The 20,547-nt window shown below is 39.4% G+C and carries 14 protein-coding genes; 10 read left to right on the top strand and 4 right to left on the bottom strand.

The window, feature by feature from the left end; all coding sequences use genetic code 11:
• Positions 1-121: 121 nt before the first annotated feature.
• Entirely contained in the window at positions 122-5,584 is a 5,463-nt protein-coding gene (locus H6G69_RS02075; RefSeq protein ID WP_190681021.1) for an ATP-binding sensor histidine kinase, read from the bottom strand.
• Positions 5,585-6,058: 474 nt separating this feature from the next.
• Here H6G69_RS02075 and acpP point away from each other — a divergent pair, with 474 nt between their 5' ends.
• The 9 genes from acpP (at position 6,059) to H6G69_RS02030 (ending at position 17,221) form a co-directional block, all read left to right on the top strand.
• Positions 6,059-6,586, top strand: a complete 528-nt coding sequence (gene acpP / locus H6G69_RS02070) for an acyl carrier protein (RefSeq protein WP_190681019.1) — start codon at positions 6,059-6,061, stop codon at positions 6,584-6,586.
• 39 nt (positions 6,587-6,625) lie between these two features.
• Positions 6,626-8,281: a cytochrome b5-like heme/steroid binding domain-containing protein gene (locus tag H6G69_RS02065; protein ID WP_190681017.1), complete on the top strand. Its 1,656-nt coding sequence runs from the start codon at positions 6,626-6,628 to the stop codon at positions 8,279-8,281.
• 346 nt (positions 8,282-8,627) lie between these two features.
• Entirely contained in the window at positions 8,628-9,920 is a 1,293-nt protein-coding gene (locus H6G69_RS02060; protein ID WP_190681015.1) for a type III polyketide synthase, read from the top strand.
• Between the two features lie 294 nt (positions 9,921-10,214).
• Positions 10,215-12,044 (top strand): ATP-binding cassette domain-containing protein, encoded by a 1,830-nt coding sequence (locus H6G69_RS02055; RefSeq protein ID WP_190681013.1) that lies wholly within the window; start codon positions 10,215-10,217, stop codon positions 12,042-12,044.
• An 83-nt stretch (positions 12,045-12,127) separates the two neighbouring features.
• Positions 12,128-13,711 carry an efflux RND transporter periplasmic adaptor subunit gene (locus tag H6G69_RS02050; RefSeq protein ID WP_190681012.1) on the top strand — a complete coding sequence of 528 codons (1,584 nt, stop codon included), beginning with the start codon at positions 12,128-12,130 and terminating at the stop codon, positions 13,709-13,711.
• A gap of 130 nt (positions 13,712-13,841) precedes the next feature.
• Positions 13,842-15,068, top strand: coding sequence for an ABC transporter permease (locus H6G69_RS02045; RefSeq protein ID WP_242071945.1), 1,227 nt, complete (start codon positions 13,842-13,844; stop codon positions 15,066-15,068).
• A gap of 1 nt (position 15,069) precedes the next feature.
• Positions 15,070-15,738 (top strand): ABC transporter ATP-binding protein, encoded by a 669-nt coding sequence (locus H6G69_RS02040; protein ID WP_277883334.1) that lies wholly within the window; start codon positions 15,070-15,072, stop codon positions 15,736-15,738.
• 120 nt (positions 15,739-15,858) lie between these two features.
• Complete coding sequence (locus H6G69_RS02035) at positions 15,859-16,131, top strand: hypothetical protein (RefSeq protein ID WP_190681010.1); 273 nt, start codon at positions 15,859-15,861, stop codon at positions 16,129-16,131.
• A 259-nt stretch (positions 16,132-16,390) separates the two neighbouring features.
• Entirely contained in the window at positions 16,391-17,221 is an 831-nt protein-coding gene (locus H6G69_RS02030; protein WP_190681008.1) for a YHYH protein, read from the top strand.
• Positions 17,222-17,620: 399 nt separating this feature from the next.
• Here H6G69_RS02030 and H6G69_RS02025 read toward each other — a convergent pair whose 3' ends face one another.
• From H6G69_RS02025 to H6G69_RS02015, 3 genes are all read right to left on the bottom strand, one after another.
• On the bottom strand, positions 17,621-17,755 hold the full coding sequence (locus H6G69_RS02025) for a ribbon-helix-helix protein, CopG family (RefSeq protein WP_190681007.1): 135 nt from the start codon (positions 17,753-17,755) through the stop codon (positions 17,621-17,623).
• A gap of 170 nt (positions 17,756-17,925) precedes the next feature.
• The gene (locus tag H6G69_RS02020; protein WP_190681005.1) at positions 17,926-18,282 is read right to left on the bottom strand and encodes a DUF1815 family protein; all 357 of its coding nucleotides are present in this window, start codon (positions 18,280-18,282) and stop codon (positions 17,926-17,928) included.
• 45 nt (positions 18,283-18,327) lie between these two features.
• A complete protein-coding gene (locus tag H6G69_RS02015; protein WP_190681210.1) occupies positions 18,328-18,813 on the bottom strand; it encodes a gluconokinase in 486 nt (161 codons plus the stop codon).
• 870 nt (positions 18,814-19,683) lie between these two features.
• Here H6G69_RS02015 and H6G69_RS02010 point away from each other — a divergent pair.
• Entirely contained in the window at positions 19,684-20,028 is a 345-nt protein-coding gene (locus tag H6G69_RS02010; RefSeq protein ID WP_190681003.1) for a DUF3011 domain-containing protein, read from the top strand.
• Positions 20,029-20,547 lie beyond the last annotated feature (519 nt).

The raw sequence follows: 20,547 nt of genomic DNA, 5'->3' as shown, positions 1-20,547 counted from the left end.
GGGTCGCAGGGGGGCAGGAAGCAGGGGGCAGAGGGGAAAATTCTACCCCTTGCACCTGCTTTCTGCTCCCCTACTTCCTTAGCTACCCCATCAAGGGGATATTTTTTGAATGGGACATCTCTTAATTTGCCGGAATAGGTAATGTAATGATAAATTCTGTACCTTGATTTAATACAGAGTTGACATGAATTGAACCGCCATGTTTTTCTGTGATCACTTGATGGCTAATTGATAACCCTAAACCTGTTCCTTTACCTACAGGTTTAGTAGTAAAAAAGGGATCGAATAAGCGAGATTGAATTTCCTGAGGAATACCAATGCCATTATCGGCAATGATAATCTGAATTTGGTTTTGTTCTGTTGTGAGGGTGCGAATCCGAATTTGATTGGGGTTAGCTTTAATTTCTGCAAAGCTGCGTCCTCGATTACTTTCTTCTACAGCATCGATCGCATTGATAATCAAATTAATAAATACTTGATTAATTTCCCTAGCGTAGCATTTTATTAAGGGTAGTTCGCCATATTCTTTAATAATTTGAATTTCTGGACGTTCGGTCTTAGCTTGCAGGCGATATTGCAAGATGACTAATGTATTATCAAGCCCTTCATGTAAATTCACAGCTTTATATTCTGATTCATCTAAACGAGAAAAGTTGCGTAAGGAAACCACCATCTGCCGAATGCGATCGGAACCCAAATACATTGATTTGAGAATGTTCGGTAAATCTTCTTTTAAAAAGTTAAATTCTACATTGTCAATTTCTGCTTTGAGAAATTCCGGTGGATGGGGATATTGCACTTGGTAAGCATTTAGTATATGTAATAAGTCGTTGGTATATTGATGAATGTAATTTAAATTGCCATGTATAAAGGTAATAGGGTTATTAATTTCGTGGGCAATTCCGGCTACTAATTGCCCTAAAGCTGACATTTTTTCGCTTTGCACCATCTGTGTTTGAGTGCGATGTAATTCTTTTAAAGTTGTTTGCAGTTGCTCATTTTTTTGGTTTAATTCTTGAGTGCGTTCTTTGACTCTATCTTCTAATTGAGCGTATAATTGAGCATTTTCTAAGGAAATAGCCGCTTGAGCAATTAATAAATTCAAAATTTCTAGGCGATCGTGAGTAAATGCCCCTACTGTTAGGTTATTTTCTAAATATAAAATGCCAATCAATTTACCTTGGTGGAGAATCGGCGCGCAAAGAAGACTTTTAGGTGAGTGTTTTAATATATAAGGATCAGCCCCTAAGTTTGGCTCAGTAGCTGCATTCTCAATCACAGCTAAGGTTAAAGTATTTTTCACCTGATTGATCAAGCTCACAGGTAAAATTTGATGATTGTCAAAGGGAAGAGAATGCAAAATGGTGCTGGGTTGTTCAAGTTGACACAGTGCTTCGATAAACCATGCATTACCTTTGGGCATTAATAACGCACATTTATCAGCCCCAGCATTTTGCAAGATGACTTCTAATAAGGTGGAGAGTAATTTCTCTAATTCAATTTCGCTCGATAGCGATTGCGAAACTTTAATCATACTTGCTAAATCAAGACTTTTTGACAGACTAGTTTTACTAAAACTGGAACTATCAATTGCCTCAATCGCTGGTGAAATGACTGTTTCTGTTGGTTTAAAAGCTACTTGCTGTTTATGCAGAATTGTCAGCAGTAGTAGAGGATAACGAGTTTCTAAATCGATGATTTTGGCTTTTGCTCCCCAACGGGCATAACAGTAATAGGCATCAATCATGTAAGTTTGAGCAATTTTTGTTCTGCCCCAACTCAGATAAAATTTGGCGGCTAGTTCGTTAGCTAAGGCTTCTTCGTTGAGAAATTGGTTATCTTTGGCAAGGGCTATGGCGCGGTCGTAATGTTCTATGGCTGCTAATTTTTGACCACGCACTCGGCACTTTTCGGCTTCTACTAAATGCCATTTGTGCAAATGATTCATTGCTGCATATTGCGCCCATTCATACAAAGCTTGTTGATGAATTTCTACCTCAGTCAGAATTTTATTTGCTTCTAACTCTGTGGATATATTTGCTAAGTAAGTCAGGGCAGCATAAAAATGAAAAATAGGAAAATGAATCAATCCAGATAAAGCCATTAAATAAGCTTTAGCTTGGGAAATGTAGCCGAGAGCATGGGAATAATTACCATACAAGTAGGCAAGCAGCAGTTTATAGATATAAACAAATGCGATTCCTGTGAGATCATTATCTTGTTGGTGTTTTGGCAGCATCACAGTTTCATCATAGATTTTGCCCATTAAGCAATCTGGTTGAGAGACTGTTTCTTTTAATTGCTCGATAGTTTGCTGCATCATCTCCAAATAAACCCCCGCAGAACCTTGTTTGAGTTGGGCGAGGATTGCACTATTAGTGGGAAATTCTAGTGTTAAGGCGTTTAGGTCTGTACCTACAAAAAACGAAGTAAAAACAGAAATGATGATGCTGTAACCAGCATAAAGAAAATCTCCGGTTTCCACACCAGTTCTGTAGGCTTCTTTGAGTGTGGCAAATGTCTGCAAAGCTGGTTGTCGGCGATGTTGAACAAAACATCCAAATAGCGTCAGAGTGCAGCATTTACGGCTTTGAGCATTCAATTTTTCTAGTAAGGAGAGGGCTAATTGACCGAAACTATAGCCTGTTTCCACTTCACCCAAATAAGAACACAGCACCATACCATGAGTCACATATCCTACTGTGGAAGCAGGCGCATTGCCAAACTCCAGCGACAAGCGCACCATTGTTACGCCTAACAATGGTAGTAAACCTGGATTTCCGAGAAACACTGGTGCAAACAACATTCCTAACAGTTGCATTGCGGCTTGTGCTGTGGGTTCACTCATGGGGGGTAAGTCAATCAAGTCAGCGATCTCTCTGCTGTTTAGTTGCTGTTTGACTTCTGTTAAAGCTTCATTTATGTAATCTGCGTCTAATTCTGTGGGGAATTCTACTTCTAATTCTTTGAGAGCTTCTGTGCCAACTGCGATCGCTGCTAACATTTGACTGAGGGAAGTTTGGGCAGCAATTTGAATTTCATAGATGTTCACCTTGTCCAAAATAGTTTTTGCTTGCTGCAACACTAATGCTGCAAACTTTTCCATTGCCACAAAATCACCATTTAAATAACTGGCTTCGGTTGCGGCTGTGTGTATTTCTAAAGTTAATTCATACTGTATTTGCCAGCAGTCAGGTTCTAAAAGTGCGATCGCAATTTCTAAATAAGCCACAGCCGCCGCATACGCTGTAGCTGTTTTCGCTTTGGCACTCGCTTTTAAATTTAGTTGAGCGAGGGTCTGGCGATCGCTTTTTTGGGTGATTAATGCCCTACCTTGATTTAAATGCCCAACAATATCAAATAGTTTTTCTTCTTGCTCGGATTCTAAAAATTGTTGCTGAAGTAATTGCCCAATTTGCCAATGAGTTGCTTGTTTTTGATTATCAGGAATCAGAGAATAAGCGGCTTGCTGTACTCGGTCGTGCAAAAATTTATAAGCAACGGTTATTTGTCTTTTTTCCTGTGTGTTTTGTTCAGCGTTATCTAATTGGACTAATGACTCTTGTTGATAAAATTTATAAATATCATTAATTGGTAAAATCAACCCTTCTTGTAATGCTTTCCATAAAGCCGCCGCCACTTCAATTTCTGATTGCTCAGAAACAATGGCCAAAGTTGCTAAATCAAACTGGTTGCCAATACAAGCAGCTAACTGTAATACTTGTTGCGTTGCTAAAGGTAATTTTTGTAGTTGCCCACTCATGAATGTGACAACATCTTCTGTCACTGCTTGAGTTGTAACTTGGGTAATATCACATTGCCAACAGCCCAGTTCTAAATTAAACTTAATTAAATTATCTTGATATAATGCTTTGATAAATTGTGTTGTAAAAAATGGGTTCCCTTGAGTTTTTTGATAGATTAACTGCGAAATATTTTTGACTAACTCTAGAGAACATTTTAAAGTATCGGCAACTAATTGATTGATGGTTTCGCGGTCTAAGGCTGTTAAAGTAATCGTGTTAATTGCCACTTGGTCTTTGGCAATTTCATTTAAAGTCAAAATTAATTGATGTCCTGGGTGAACTTCGTTATCTCGGTAAGCACCAATTAATAAAAGATGACTGGTGTCAGCCATTAATATCTGCATTAACTTTAACGATGCTGAATCAGCCCATTGCAAATCATCGAGAAAGATGACTAAGGGATGTTCTGCACTGGTAAAGACTTGAGTAAATTTTTGAAATAATAAGTTAAAGCGATTTTGGGCTGCTGTCCCAAATAGTTCTACTGCTGCTGGTTGTTCGCCAATAATTTTGGCTAATTCGGGGATCACTTCAATAATTACTTGTCCGTTTTCACCGACAGCATCTAATATTTTATTTTTCCATTGCTGAATTTGGATATCACTTTCGGTTAATAATTGCCCCATTAAATCTCGGAATGCTTGCACAAAAGCACTAAAAGGAATGTCACGTTGAAATTGGTCGTATTTCCCTTTAATAAAATAACCGCGTTGACGCACAATTGGTTTATGAACTTCGTTGACGACTGCGGTTTTGCCAATCCCAGAAAACCCAGCCACTAAGATCATTTGTGTTGTACCATGACTAACTCTATCAAAGGCTTGTAATAAAGTTGCTACTTCTACTTGCCTGCCGTAGAGTTTATCAGGAATAATAAAGCGATCGCACATATCATGTTGAGCGATCGCAAATTCTTGAATTTTCCCAGTTGCTTTTAGCTGATGTAAACAATTTTCTAAATCTAATTTTAATCCTAATGTACTTTGGTAACGGTCTTCAGCATTTTTCGCCATCAACTTATTGACAATTTGAGCCAGTACAGAGGGAATTTGCGGGTTAATTTGATTGGCTAAAGGTGCAAGTTTCGCAATATGACAATGCACCAACTCCATCGGGTCGGTGTGTTGAAAAGGTAACTTTCCTGTGAGTAATTCGTAAAAAGTAACACCTAAAGAATAAAAATCAGTGCGGTAATCAATACCCCGGTTCATTCTCCCTGTTTGTTCTGGGGAAATATAGGCAAGTGTCCCTTCTAAAACACTAGGATTGAGAATAGTATGAGTTTCTCGTGGCAATAAAGATGCAATACTAAAATCGATTAATTTAACTTGTTTAGTTTCTGGATTAATTAATATATTACTAGGTTTAATATCTTTATGAATAATGCACTCTTGATATAGTATCTCTAAGCAATTACACATGGCGATCGCTATTTGTAAAAATTCCCGCAGAAATTCTACATTTACCCCTCCTGCCGATTCTTGAATTCCCGCTACCCATTCCTGAAGCGAAATCCCGCCAAAATCTTCCATGATTAAGGCATAGCTATTTTGGTAATTTTCTAGACTGTAGGTTTGGATGATTGCCGGATAATTGAGATTTTTGGCGATAGTATACTGATTGCGAAACTGTACCAATTCACTAAAGCTAGGATAGGGATTTTTTAGTAGTTTAATAATTACGGATGATGAATCGCTTTCTCTAACAGCCCGATAAACCAAAGTCTTAGAACCATTGTATAGTTCTTTACCCAACTGATATCCGGGAATACTCAGCATAATAGCAAATCTTAAATATCAGATTTAGTATTCCCATACGCACGAAATATTTCATCATGAGAATGCAAATCGCTACCAATTTATCCTCTATCGCCAAGGGTATTGGCTGCTGCTGGCATCTTTTTGATAGTATACCCTAAAAATATTGACTTAAATATTTTTAGGTAAAATGTTTATATTATTTTAACTTTTACCTACTATACACAAATCTAATAACACTGTTATTATACGTCTAAATCATTTTTCGTGGGTTGTAGACAATTATTTCGCTTAAATATAAGCAAGTATTGATTATCAACAAGAAGTTAATCTCATCTTCCTTTGCGATTTTTGCTGTTCAGTCACATCAAGTAATTTTACTTTTAACTTCTTGCAAACCCAGTAATTTATTTATTGATGATTTCTCTTTGAATGTAGGAGAAACAATTTTTGGATTGGTAAAAACCAAATATGGCAATAACTCATTGAGGAACTATGTCTTTAGTTATCTCACAAAATAACTCTGCACACCCAAATAATCTATCTAGTGATGGTAAAACTAGCAAAAACTCATTGATTGATGGTATCACATTGGATATTTGGAACTTTCATACCGATGCTTATGCAATTTGTCAAAATTGGTTGAAAGCCCATAATTATCAGGCCTTAGATCCCGAATATAACGAACGCTATTTGCGTCTAGTTGTACTGTTACAAGATGTAGTCGCTTTAGGAGAAGAAATCAAAGTTGTTTTTTATCAAAATCAAATCAAAAGACTGGGAATTTTTCAGGCAATATGCAACATTATTGTGAATAAACTAGGAATTGCCGCAGATAAAGTTATTCCTACAGCGAATTTGAACGCAGATTTAGGCATCGATTCTTTAACTATGCTTGAATTATTCATCGCCTTAGAGTCAATTTTTGACGTAGAAATTACTGATCAAGCAGCTAAACAACTGACAACAGTACAACAGATGATTAATTACATCTGTGAAAACGTTCAAATTGGTATTTACTGAGCTATCGAACCATCACAATCTTCAGGAGTCAATAGTCTGATGAATTTAATAGCCAATGCTTTTAAGCACAATCCCATCTTTAGACGCAAGGAGAATGAGCAAGCACCTAATGAAGTCGCTGTTATGCAGAATCCAGCCATTGTGGAACATATTAACCAAAGTCTGACGAAGCTAGAAGGAACTGTCGAAGAGATAGTCAAAGAAGCACCAGTAGTGATTCCTCAACCTGTCAGACAAGACAACCCTGAACAAGCTTTGAATGAAGGTCGTCCAGAACCTAACAATCAGGAACCACCAACTCTACCCAACGCATGGATATACGACGGACAAGCCTACGATTTATCTGACTTTATCAAGAAACATCCAGGTGGTGAATTCTTTATTGGGCGGATGAAAAATAGAGATATCACCATACTGGTGAATATTTTTCATCCTAATCCTCAAAAGGTCAAAAAAATTCTTCAAAAATATGCCTTGAATAGACCGGGTGTACCTGAAGATATCCATCCTAAATATGCGGCTCCAGAGTTTTTATTTCGGGAAGGGTTTGACAGTTGGAGAGATACTCCCAAGTTTGATTTTGAAAGCCAAGGACAACTTCTTGATCAGATTAAAACCAGACTCAATAAACCAGAGATGAAGAAGAAAATCGCTCAAATGGACTTTTGGTTTGATGCGGTTACAGTCACATTGGGTATTCTTTATATTCTTGTACAAGTACTGCGATTAGGTTTTACAGAGTATATGCCCATGTATCTCTTTGTTCCTTTGATGATAGCTTTGAGGATTTCTTTAGCTGGTGCTGGTCACTACTTTATCCATAGGCCGCAAGTAGGCTTAAACAAAGCAGTCGAACAGATTTTCGATATTAACTACGTTCCTATGGCTTTTGTAGTTACCGATGGTCATAGTTTAATGCACCATCCATGTACTCAAAGCGAAGTTGATATCAAGAGAAATGTTTTCACCGCCATGCTGGAATTACCTCGTTTTTATCGAGTTCCAGTCCATAGCATACATAAATTTGCTCATGTTCTGACTGGTATGTTTGTGCGCTCTTTCGAGATATGTATGTTGGGTTTTAAGTTTGGTGTGAAAGACTTATACGGTTCTTGGCAAGGAAGTTTGCTGCATTATGTCGGACTATTTGCTATGCGGATACTTCTGTTTGGCGAATTAATTGTGTTCTACTTACATGGAGATTTAGTAGCTTGGTTAACTCAATTCGTCCTGACTTTGTGGATTAGTACATTTATGATTGTTGCTAGTCATGACTTTGAAGAAGTCGATAAAGATGACGCTATCAAACAGACAGGCGACTGGGCAGTTTTTCAAATTCAAAACTCTTATGATTTGACGATGATAGGCAACAAGTATATTGACTGCTTTTTATCGGCTGGTTTGAGTCCGCATCGGGTACACCATGTACTGCCTTATCAAAAAAGTGGTTTCGCCAATATCATCAGTGAAGATGTTGTTCGAGAAGAAGCAGAGAAATATAACGTCGCCTGGCTGAAACCGAAAAACTTCTTTGTTGACCGTTTGCCAATTTTGTTCAGCCATTATTTATTCAGTCCATCCAGAAGAGCAAAAGAGAACAAACTCGGAATATTACAAGAGCATCTTCACCCCCAAGAATTACTGACATCATTGCAATACATACTCAAAGGCTTTGTGGGGATTGGTTCAATTTAAAGCTAGTCACAGATAACAGACCAAAAATAGATTCATCGGATGCTACACACAGCCCAATTATTAACCTGAATGTCAAACTTGAAGAAGAAAGCAGAAGTCAGAATTCAGAAGTCAGAATCAATTAGTGGTGGGTCTTATCTCCACTAATTGAAGACCACTAAATCGTAGATTTAGTAGGGATTTGCAACCCATTTATTCATCCGCCACTCACACATAATTCATACTGAATTCTGTTTTGATAACTTAAGTGTTGCTGCGTGATTGAAGAACACCCATCGCTACAATTTCTCTCACCTGATATCAGCAGTTCCGGTTATGAACGCAAATCAATTAGGACAAGGACTCAATGAATACTAAAACTACAGCAAAGCAACATCAGCAAACAACTAAATATTCTTTGAATCAGCATATTCCCATTTCCGAGCCGCAGAGTCTGGAACAGACTAGTCTTTTTAGATTGCACCAGTTGTTACCAACGATTGATAGCATTGCTACTGGTACACCAAATAAAGTCATTCGCCAAGCCGATGCGGCCGATTTTGTGGCTCAACTACCTAGCTTGGCTGAAAATCAATCTCGAATCGGCAAAATATACCAGAATACTCGGATTGAAACCAGACACTTAGCTATCGATTTGGTGTCAGAAGAAGGAATGGTTTTGACAGCAAAAGACAAATTGATTCAGTCCCGAATGCAATTGTTTAAGGAGTATGCTGTTCCCCTAGCAGAAAAAGTTGCTAGAAAAGCATTAGAATCTGCTGCTACCACTGTAGAGAATAATAATTCTTTACATTCAAAATCGAGTATTGAAGATGCGATTCGCCTAATTGTGTTTGTCTCTAGTACAGGCTTTATTGCACCTGGTGTAGACACAGAATTAATTAAGAATTTGGGGTTGAGACCAGATACAGCCAGAGTGACAGTCAATTTTATGGGCTGTGCGGCTGCGATGAATGGATTACGGATTGCGTGCGATCATGTCCGAGCTTATCCGAATGATAAAGTGCTTGTAGTTTGCTTAGAACTGAGTTCTGTGAACGCAGTTTTCGCAGATGAAATTAATGATGTGATTATTCATAGTATCTTTAGTGATGGGTGTGCAGCTGTTGTGATTGGAGCTTGTCAAGCACAAGAGGCGATCGCTCAAAAGAAAGTAGTGATCCAAGATCATTTCAGTTATCTTGTCAAAAATACCGAAGACGGGATAGTTCTTGGCATCCGCGATAATGGAATTACTTGTAAGCTTTCACGCAACTTACCTGAATACATTAAAAACGGTGTCGCCCCAGTGATCGAAAACTTTTTAGCCAGCCATTCACTGACTAAAAATAGTATAGATTTGTGGGCAATTCATCCAGGTGGCACACGCATTATTGAAAATGCACAACACTCTTTAGGATTGAGCGATCATCAAGTTGCGATTAGTTGGGAAATACTGCAAGAATATGGAAATATGCTGAGTCCTTCTGTATTATTTGTGATAGAAAGGATGCTGCTCAAATGTCAAGATTCCCAATCTCCTCATAGTGTTAATCATCATCAAAAAGATGCAGATATCACTAATAAACCCTTAACTGGGCTGGCGTTTTCCTTCGCACCAGGAGTTGGCATAGAAGGTATTTTATTTCAAAAGACATAGATCAAATGGCTCTGCTGTACTTTAATGCAAAAGTTGAGATTTTCAAAGCCAAAAAGCTGAATTTACAGGTAGATTATGCTTGTAAACTCTCATTGATGTTGGAGAACAAGCTTTTTCTTGCTGATATTCCCTGTTTTCTCTCAATAGAGTATTAAATTAGTATTAAACATCAGGTAGAGCCACTCAAGTTTACTCAAATTAATAGCAAAATATAAGTGGCAATTATTAATATAAATAATCAATACCATTTGTTATTTTGCTCAAACCAATATCCTCTTTTAGGAAAATATAGGTATGAGATTTATTCGCTTTCTTTTTGAAGTATCATGGAAAACTATTTTAATTGCAACCATTACGGGATTAATTAGTGGTGTGATCAATGCCATGATCATTTCACTGATCAATCGCGTTGTCAGCCAAGCATCGTTTCCTAATGCATTGTTATATTTTGCCGGATTCGCTTTAGTGGCGTTGATCACCAGCGTCATTACACAATGGATGCTCATCCATTTATCGCAAAATGCAATTTATCAATTGCGATTAAAGTTGAGCCAAAATATTTTGTCCTCACCTTTGCAGCATTTAGAAAGACTGGGAGAAAGCCGTCTACTGGCCACATTAACTGATGATGTGCGAGTACTTTCTCATGCGGTATCGGCAATTCCGAACATTTGTATTGATTTAGCGACTGTCATCGGCTGCTTTTTTTACTTAGCCTTGGTTTCCAACATCATCTTTGCCTTAACCTTAGCGACATCGTTGCTAGGAATGTGGTGCGTACAGATGAGAATTGGTAAAGCCCAAAGTTTATTCTCCTGGGCAAGACAAGAAGAAGATAATTTATACAAACATTTTCAAGGATTGACCAGAGGCATTAAAGAACTAAAACTGCACAAATCCCGGCGATATGACTTTTACTCTCAGCATTTGCAAGGTAGTGCCACTAAACTACGACAAAAGAATACAACAGCAATGCATAGTTTTGCGATCGCCAATGGATTAGGACAACTATTGCAACTGTCAAGTTTAGCATTGGTTTTGTTTATCTTACCTACGTTAGTTTCAATTCCCCTGCCATTGCTGGCAACTTATGTTTTGACCATGACTTACTTGTCTTTACCATTGCAAAACCTGTTGCGTCGATTACCAGACTTGTTGCAAGGCAACATCGCTCTGCAAAAAATAGAAATGATGAAATTGTCGCTGACAGAAGAATCAGAACTTGATCAGCAAATTCACGACTATACCATCAGCTCACCAACTCAACTAGAACTGAAACTAGAACTTGACCAAGTAACATATTTGTATCATCCTGAAAATCATGATCCAGGATTGCACCCACAACCCCCTCATCACTCATTACCACCAAAACATCAGCAAAAACCAAACCACAAACACCAACCAGGAGACAGGCTCCCGCCACCACCTATGGAAGAGCAGGGGTTTTGCCTCGGGCCAATTAGTTTAACGTTGCAACCAGGACAAATTACCTTTATCATCGGTGGCAACGGCAGTGGAAAGTCAACCCTAGCCAAATTGATTACAGGGCTATATCCACCGAAAACTGGCTCTATTTATCTCGATGGAATACTCATCAACGAACAAAACCAAGAATGGTATCGTCAGCAATTCTCCGCCATCTTTTCTGACTTCTACCTGTTTGAAAGTTGCTTAGGTTTCAATCATAGTGATTTGGATCGAGAAGTTGAAAGTTATCTTCGACAATTGCAATTAGACCACAAGGTGCAAGTCAAAAATGGTGTGTTATCGACAATTAATTTATCCCAAGGACAAAGAAAACGTTTAGCCTTGCTCACAGCTTATTTAGAAGATCGCCCCATTTATGTATTTGACGAGTGGGCATCTGACCAAGAGCCACAATTTCGAGAACTATTTTATAGACAAAGCCTAGCCAAACTCAAAGAACGTGGTAAAGCAGTTGTTGTCATTACCCATGATGACCGTTACTTCAATCTAGCTGACCAAATCATCAAGCTGGATTATGGCAAAATTGAACCTGCCTATGTTCAAAAAAATGGACACCTCAAATCCAAGCGACAAGAACTTGGTAAAGCAGATGAGGCAGTTAGCCATGAAATTACCAATAAATTTAGTGAAATCTAACAGGGGAGTATGGATAGGTAAACAGAGAAAATCATCACCCAGCACACCTACTCCCAACTCAGTACTCAGCACCAGAACTGAACATGGCCTTAAATCCTCTCGATCCCATCAACTACCCAAATCTACCTGAGCTAGACTCCACAACTTCTCTGCCAGCACTCAAGCAACCCATTCTCAAAAAATGGTTACTTAGATTACTTGTCTTTTGTGTGTTGGTAGGAGGTGGTTATTTAGCTTATAACCTACTTTTGAAACAACAACCCCTAGCAAATCACCGCCCTCCAATAGTACCCTTACAAAAAGGCAATTTTGCCGTTACTATCTCTGCTAATGGTACGGTTGAGCCGGAACACGTAATCAACCTCAGTCCGAAAACAGCTGGACTCCTAGAGAGTCTGCTAGTCAAAGAGGGTGATTATGTGAGCAAAGGACAAGTTTTAGCTCGGATGGATGACTCTAATTGGCAAGGGCAATTAATCCAACAACGAGGACAACTAGCACAAGCTCAGGCAAATCTCCGTAAACTTATTGCCGGCAATCGACCTGAGGATATTGCTCAAGCTGAGGCGAAACTAGAGGAATTACAAGCAAACCTGAGCAAACTCATCGCTGGTAATCGTTCCCAGGATATTGCTCAAGCCCAAGCTCGCTTAAATTCGTCCCAAGCGAGTCTGCGTAAAGCCGAGGATGAGTATCGTCGCACGCAGCAACTATATAATTCTGGGGCTATTTCTCTGCAAAGCTTAAACCAAAAACTTGCAGACCGTGACACTGCCCAAGCTCAAGTAGTAGAAGCCCAACAAGCTTTATCTCTGCAAAAAGTTGGCAGTCGTCAAGAAGATATTGCACAAGCCCGGGCCGCCGTCAAGCAGCAACAGCAACAACTCAAGCTCTTGCAAGCGGGAAGCCGTCAAGAAGATATTGACCAAGCCCGTGCTGAAGTCTTGGCGGCGCGTGGGGCTTTACAAAATGTGCAAACGCAGATTAACGATACACTGATTCGTGCACCTTTCGATGGGACAATTATTCGCAAGTATGCAGATCCTGGTGCTTTTGTTACCCCAACCACAGCTGGTAGTTCCGTGTCTTCTGCAACCTCATCATCAATTTTGGCATTGGCTGACACCAACCAAGTTGTAGCCAATGTCTCAGAAAGCGACATTGCTCAAATTCGCATCGGTCAACAAGTGATTGTGAAAGCAGATGCTTACCCCTCAAAAAAATTCTTGGGCAAAGTATCACAAATTGCAGCGCAGGCAACAGTAGAGCAAAATGTGACTAGTTTTGAAGTCAAAGCAACTTTGGATGCAGATGCTCAGAAATTTTTACGTTCGGGAATGAATGTATCTTTGGAGTTTCAGGTGGGTCAATTGCAGAATGTGTTGACTGTTCCTACGGTGGCAATTACTCGCCAGCAGAATGTTGCTGGTGTTTTTGTGGCCCGTAAAGGTGAACTGCCCAAATTCACCCCAATTACCACTGGAGCAACGGTGAATAATCGCACCGAAGTCAAGACAGGGCTAGACGGAACTGAGCAGATATTACTGACTCCTCCACCTTCAGCAAAAGATAAACCAGGTTTTTCCTTATCCAATCTCCTGGGAGGTTCTAAGGATGGCCCACCAGGGGGAGGTCCGCCCCCCGGTGGTGGTGGCCCTCCTCGTTAATTCCCCATCACGCTAATTACTGGCAATATGGTTTGACCTATGAATCATTTTTTAAACTGATTATGATATGAGGATTTCTTTAGTATTACCTCAAAGTATATCCGTGAATAGGCATAGTACTTCTGTGCCTATGATGGAAATTCTGGGAATGGCTGTTGAGGCATTATGGAACAATAAACTGCGTACTGCTTTGACAATGTTGGGTGTAATTATTGGCATTACTTCTGTGATTGCGATTACTTCCGTTGGGCAAGGTGTACAAAAAGCTACCGAACAGCAAATTCAGGCTTTAGGTACTGATGTTTTACAAATTTTTCCTGGTTCAGCGAGGACTGGTGGTATCAGTCAGGGGGTGGGTTCTAGCTCCACTCTCACCTGGCAAGATGCTAAAGCTATTCAACAGCAGGCCCCCGCGGTGCAAGTCGTTTCTGCTTATTTGCAACGGCCAGGACAGGTTGTTTATGGTAATTTAAATCACTCAACTAATATTGTGGGGATAGATTTAAACTATCAGCAAGCGCGGAATACTAACCTGACTCAAGGTAGGTTTTTTACAGCCCAAGAAATGGATGTTGCCAAATCTTTGGCGATTTTAGGCCCGACAGTCCGAGATCAACTCTTTGGCAGTAATGGTAACGCCATAGGCGAAAAAATTCGCATTCAAAGAAACATTTATGAAGTGATTGGGGTATTTGAAAAGAAGGGTTCGGAAGGCTCAATGGATCGAGACGATCAGGTGTTTATTCCCTTGACTAATATGTCCAATCGGGTTGTCGGTAATAATTCTTTAAATGGGTTTGCTGTCAATGGAATTTATGTCAAGGTAGCGGATCAAAACCAATCCAAAACGGCTGAGTTTCAGGTCGTCAATTTACTACGCTTGCGCCACAATCTCAGTCCATCGCAATCTGATGATTTCACGATTAGAAATCGCACAGATATTGTGAGTACTTTCTCTACTGTAGTGGGTTTGTTTACTGTGATGGTGGTGGCGATCGCTAGTATTTCTTTATTAGTAGGTGGCATTGGTATTGCTAATATCATGTTGGTTTCGGTGGTGGAGCGCACTAGAGAAATTGGCATTCGCAAAGCCGTTGGCGCAACAAATTCCGCCATTTTGCAGCAATTTTTAGCCGAATCTGTGGTGATTTCCTCTGCAGGTGGCGGTATTGGCGTGGGATTGGGAATTTTAATTGCTTTGATCTCAGCAACGATGTTTAGTTTTCCCTTTGTTGTTTCTGTTTGGTCAGTTGTGTGTGGGTTTGGATTATCTTTTATCGTTGGGTTACTGGCTGGGGTAATTCCGGCTCGTAATGCGGCTCAGTTAGACCCTATTGTTTCATTACGGAGTGACTGAGATGGCCACCATGATTTGGATGCAGGAGATTACTAAACTTTATCGTCTGGGTGAAATAACTTTACCTGTACTTAGAGGTATTGATTTAGCCATTGAGGAAGGAGAGTATATTGCCATTATGGGGCCATCTGGTTCAGGTAAATCCACATTGATGAACCTGCTAGGTTGCTTAGACCGCCCTACAAGCGGTAACTATATCTTAGAAGGCAGAAATTTAACTACCCTAGACAACGGTAAGCTAGCGCATATCCGTAATCAACGCATTGGCTTTGTCTTTCAGCAGTTTAATCTGTTACCACGTTCTACGGCTCTGGAGAATGTGATGCTACCGATGATTTACGCCAATATACCCAAGCAAAAACGCCGTCAGCAGGCAATTCAAGCCCTGACGCGGGTGGGATTAGGCGAACATATGTTTCATCGTCCCAGCCAATTGTCTGGTGGACAACAGCAACGAGTGGCGATCGCGCGTGCGCTAGTTAATCGACCTGCCTTGGTGTTAGCAGATGAACCAACGGGTGCGTTAGACACAAAAACATCTCAAGAAGTTATTGATTTGCTAACTGAACTTAATCAGCAACGCATCACAATTATTATTGTCACCCACTCACCTGAAGTTGCTGCTCAAACAAAACGAGTGATTCGCGTCCAAGACGGTTTAATTATGTAAACATTTGGAGGATTAAGCAATTTGCAAACAGATGACTACATAAATAGGAATGAGATTTTGATGCGGATTAATCAATTATTCATACTAATTACTCTTTCATTAACAATAGGAGCTTGTAATATGTTCACACCACCCAATGGCCCTGGCGCACTACAACCACCTCCACGCATTGATTTTGCCTTGGCTGCCAAAAAATTAGGAGTGACTGAAACTCAATTAAAGTCGGCTCTAGGAGTACCAGAACAACCACCAACACAGCCTTTATCTAGCCCTCCTCCACGTCCTGATCTTAAAGGTGCAGCCACTAAATTAGGTGTAACCGAGAGCAAATTAATTGAAGCTCTGGGGCTACCACCCCATCCTCCCGGTGATCCATCTTCTACGCCTAAATAACTGTAGTTGAAAAAGTGCTGAATTGTGTGTGATGCTTATGCCTAGAAAAACTCAACAGGTATAAGAAAATAAAATATCGAGTTCTGCAACTTTCCTAGCTCAAAAGAATTAGCTTTGCCAATTTTATCTGTGTTTAGAGTCTAGTATGAAACTTCGTTTTGTCCGAATGTTCGTCATTTGTGTGGCCTTATTTTTTGTATGGTCTCACGCTAGCCAAGCAATCACATTCAAGTTTTGCTCAAAGTCTCCTACTGCACAATTGGCAAACAATATAACCAAGACAACTAGTATTGACCTGAAACATTTACCAATCGGCGATGGGCGAATTTCGACGCAACCGAAAACTGGTTATGTTTGGTCATGCAGAACCCGATTTAGAAGAACAGGCGGAGCGCACGCCAGTGGAGATTGGATTCAAGCAGACGGCACTTATAACTTAACGGTTAAACCAATTGTTGATGGTGCAGTTAGTTGGCCTAGTCAATTCCAAATTAGGCAAAAAAATAATACTCGCACCATTAGCAGTAACAGGCTACCCAAAAGTGTCACAGGGAATTTTCCTATCTCAGTTAAAGATGATGCTTACGCTTATGATCGCAATCCCAATGCGATTACGGCTCAAGCATACCAAATTCAACTACCAACTATGCCTACAGTCGCCCAAGACTCATCATGCTTACCAATGGGAGCGATTGGTGTTCTCCTTAATGGCGGATACTTTTTCAATGCTGTTGATGAGCGTGGGGAAGATGCAGTGGCTCACGAAATTCAAGATCGTTGTCAAGGACATCCAGAAAGAGGAGGCGCATATCACTACCATAGTCTGACATCCTGTCTAGAAGCTCAGTGTCAAGAACACTCTGCCTTAGTTGGTTATGCTTTTGATGGGTTTGGCATTTATGGTCATTGTGGAGAGAATGGTAAAATTCTGACTAATTCTGATTTAGATGCCTGCCACGGTCACACTCATGAAATTACCTGGGATGGCAAAAAACAAAAGCTTTACCATTATCATGCTACGTGGGAGTATCCTTACACAGTTGGATGTTACCGAGGTAAGCCAAATACTGTAAAAATTACAAGGCGTTAGTCTAAGAGCATGTTTTAAAAGTTTTGGGCGAATAGAATTCGCTACTACACAAACAAAGTCCGCACTTCGACAAGCTCAGTGACCACCTGCGCGGACTAATTAAAAATCAAGGGTTTTGAACCCACGCAGGTGGTGAGACCAGCGCTCTTGGTAGGGTTTCCCTCCGCAGGCGACTGGCGAACCCGTTAGCGTAGCTTTAGCGACGCAGGAGCGTCAGGGGTTTTGTCTGTGTAGCCAAGCCACTGCGTTGGGCGAGTTCCCCGACTCCCTCAGTGGCGCGCGATTTCTAATCGCCAAGACAAGTAATAAATTAGACTTTCCAAACATCCTCTAAGGTTGTTCTGCTCATAACTTTTAAGCAGAACAACCTTCATTAATCACAACTAGTTATGCTATTCCTTACAAGGGAGCTTCTTTAATTAACTTCTTGATCGCGCCAGATAAACTAACACCCCATTTAATGGCAAGTTGACGTAATTTCTCTTTCTCTGTATCGTCTAAATCTACAGGCAAAGATTTATTTTTGTCGCTCATAAAATACCTGAATTAGAATAATTTCAATTTTAAATATTACATGACTAGTTTCAGTAATCAAGAGTTTTTAATGATATGAAAAATATGTAACAATTAAAGACACAGGAGTCATAAATCAGAATTTTTCATGAATTTAGTCTGACTTTATATATTTAGTCAGGAAATATTATTCAGATTCTAGAAATATTCTGAATCCTGACTTTTGAATTCTGAATTCTTACTTGTTGTGGATATCTCACTATAGATGATAATTCCTCTAATTGTCTGATGGCTTCTGCACCTTCTAATTTCATTAATTCCCTGTCATCCCAAAGTTCCATCCAAGTAATTCCATAATCAGAGACTAAAAATCGAATCAAATGCTTTTCTCCTAAACTCACCATAAATGAAGCACTCTTGATTTGGTCGCCGCAGGTATAAAAAGAAGTAAAATAACCACGCTTTTCTAGAACCTTTGACAAAGCTTGTAAGCTCATAACTAAATCCTGAACTACTTGCTGATGTTGTTGTGCTAATCTCAAAAACATTTGTTTGCTCCTATCATGATCATGATGCGATCGCTGTTTTTTTTACTAAACTCTTAAAGCTTGTCTGATGTTGCGGACAATTACTTCTGGTGTCTCGCTCACATCTATATAGAGAGTGTCTGATGGTTCTTCTAAAGTAGAAAATTGGCTATCGAGAAGTGTTTCGCTCATGTAGTGGTTATGGCGATTTTGCAACCGCTGATAAATTAATTCATAAGAGCCTTTGAGGTAAACTAGTTTGATGCGATCTCTATGCACCACTAGCAATTGGCGATAGCTTTCTTTAAGAGCAGAACACGCCAACACCATATTTTTATTTGCTTGTAGCCAATTTTTCATGGCTGTTTGTAAATCTTGTAACCAAGGTAGTCTGTCAGCATCAGTTAAAGAAATACCACTTTGCATTTTCTCCACATTATTTAGCGGGTGAAAAGCATCAGCATCACTAAATTCCCAATCTAGAGAATTTGCTAGCAGTTTTCCTATGGTGGTTTTACCTGCTCCGGAAACGCCCATAATGATGATAATCATTGACTTGGCATTCATACTTTTTAAAAGTGAATGTATCTAGCTTTTTTCAGTTGTGTGTAGTACACATTTCCAGGGAAAGGTGCTGAGGCTAGAGACTAGAAAAATGTACCTCATATAGATGAAATATGCTGTATGTAATAGGTTTTTATGTTAACTATTACGCTTCTAACCCGAGCCTGTCCAGTTAAACTTTGTGCGTAAGTCCTGAAGTCTATTCAGTCATTGAATCGGTTTTTATACATTGACAGATGATGTAAATTTGCTAATAATTAGAATTATAATGCAAACGTGTGCATAAAGCAAAAAATTTCACTTGAACATATCCTAGACAAGCTAGTGTTTCTCATTCAACAGTTTCGCGTGCTTTGCCAGATAGGTCTTTTATTAGTCCGCATTACCAAGCGCGATCGCTACTTTACCACTTTGATTAGAGAATCTCGTTGCAATTGTCAATCTTGACTATTCTTCATGAGGTTGCACTGAATATTCTCAATCAATCGGCTCTCAAAAACAAGTCTTTTAATAACAGCTTATTGAATTGATAATAAATAGTGAGTGTATAGATAAAAAAATTATATTTGTTGTGGTTGCTCAAGATACATCTCAAAAGTTAATCACAAAAACATCTATCTAGGGAATGATACTAGTTAATAAAATGAGAAGCGATGTCTGATTCCTAGGTGCTGAATCATTCCTATATTCTGACTAATTCATTTAGAAAAAATTGAAAAATATGACTTTCAGCACAAATGAATTCATGACTTTTTTCCTATTTAAGGATATGGCTATAATTATATGATTAACATGGTAGAAAATTAGTAATTATTAACTAATTTCTATTGCACTTTATTCACGGAGCATAAATTCATTATGGTCGTTCGTCTGCCATTCATAGCTGCAACTTTTATGGTTGCAAGTATTAGCATTGGTACTCTTTTAAGTACTGCTCCCCCAGCCGCAGCACAACAAGTAATTACTTGTGAAAGCCAAAATAATCGCAGGAATACTTGTAGAGTTCCCACAGCAGGTACAATCAGATTCGTTAGACAATTATCTGATGCTAGTTGTCGAGGTAATTGGGGTAGCAGTCGTAACCGTGTTTGGGTAAGAAATGGTTGTCGCGCTCAATTTTCAGTGAGAAATAGCAGATACGATATACATCGTGGAAATAACAGAGATTTCCGTCCTAACAGAGATCGCAGATATAACAGGTAATTTGCTAGGCTATTCATCACCATAGCTAAATCAAATTTTTCCTGAGTCTATCAGTAATCAAGAGTGCATTACCCTGATCCTTGGATAGGTGCAACTTCCCATTTTTTACTTTGATAGCTGATGATATCATGTCCTGCTAAAGACTTATCATTAAGGACGCAGGGAGCAGGGGAGAGGGTTTTGTCGTTTTTGCACAGATGTGTTGAATCATAACTGATTTGCCGGACATGATATAAACCATCATTCGGCTGATGCTTAAGAGACTTGCAGCACCTTCTTAGATGTCAAATGGGTTCTATAAGACTTTGTTTTCATATCTTTCGTTCATCCTCTAGCTATCTCGAAAGTTTGTCTTAGATTTTTTGTAGTTTTAGTCCCCTTGCGGGGAAGAGAGATGGGAGACTAATAAATTTAATCATCCAGCATCTCACGGATTAATATTTTCGCCGTTGCATAGAATCAATCTGGTAACAGGAATTGAGTCCTATTCAGCACATGACGAGTGTTTGTTTCCGTTCC

It is taken from the genome of Nostoc sp. FACHB-110 (assembly GCF_014697425.1).
In the GTDB taxonomy this organism is placed as follows: Bacteria; Cyanobacteriota; Cyanobacteriia; order Cyanobacteriales; family Nostocaceae; genus Nostoc_B.
Note: the sequence above shows the minus strand (reverse complement) of the source record. Positions and strands in the feature narration are given on the sequence as shown.

What these genes read in the sequence shown, in the direction of transcription:
- H6G69_RS02025 (WP_190681007.1), bottom strand. Translation starts at nt 17,755, where the DNA reads ATGAGCGACAAAAATAAATCTTTGCCTGTAGATTTAGACGATACAGAG.
- H6G69_RS02040 (WP_277883334.1), top strand. Translation starts at nt 15,070, where the DNA reads ATGGCCACCATGATTTGGATGCAGGAGATTACTAAACTTTATCGTCTG.
- H6G69_RS02035 (WP_190681010.1), top strand. Translation starts at nt 15,859, where the DNA reads ATGTTCACACCACCCAATGGCCCTGGCGCACTACAACCACCTCCACGC.
- H6G69_RS02075 (WP_190681021.1), bottom strand. Translation starts at nt 5,584, where the DNA reads ATGCTGAGTATTCCCGGATATCAGTTGGGTAAAGAACTATACAATGGT.
- H6G69_RS02065 (WP_190681017.1), top strand. Translation starts at nt 6,626, where the DNA reads ATGAATTTAATAGCCAATGCTTTTAAGCACAATCCCATCTTTAGACGC.
- H6G69_RS02055 (WP_190681013.1), top strand. Translation starts at nt 10,215, where the DNA reads ATGAGATTTATTCGCTTTCTTTTTGAAGTATCATGGAAAACTATTTTA.
- H6G69_RS02020 (WP_190681005.1), bottom strand. Translation starts at nt 18,282, where the DNA reads ATGTTTTTGAGATTAGCACAACAACATCAGCAAGTAGTTCAGGATTTA.
- H6G69_RS02060 (WP_190681015.1), top strand. Translation starts at nt 8,628, where the DNA reads ATGAATACTAAAACTACAGCAAAGCAACATCAGCAAACAACTAAATAT.
- H6G69_RS02050 (WP_190681012.1), top strand. Translation starts at nt 12,128, where the DNA reads ATGGCCTTAAATCCTCTCGATCCCATCAACTACCCAAATCTACCTGAG.
- acpP (WP_190681019.1), top strand. Translation starts at nt 6,059, where the DNA reads ATGTCTTTAGTTATCTCACAAAATAACTCTGCACACCCAAATAATCTA.
- H6G69_RS02010 (WP_190681003.1), top strand. Translation starts at nt 19,684, where the DNA reads ATGGTCGTTCGTCTGCCATTCATAGCTGCAACTTTTATGGTTGCAAGT.
- H6G69_RS02045 (WP_242071945.1), top strand. Translation starts at nt 13,842, where the DNA reads ATGATGGAAATTCTGGGAATGGCTGTTGAGGCATTATGGAACAATAAA.
- H6G69_RS02015 (WP_190681210.1), bottom strand. Translation starts at nt 18,813, where the DNA reads ATGATTATCATCATTATGGGCGTTTCCGGAGCAGGTAAAACCACCATA.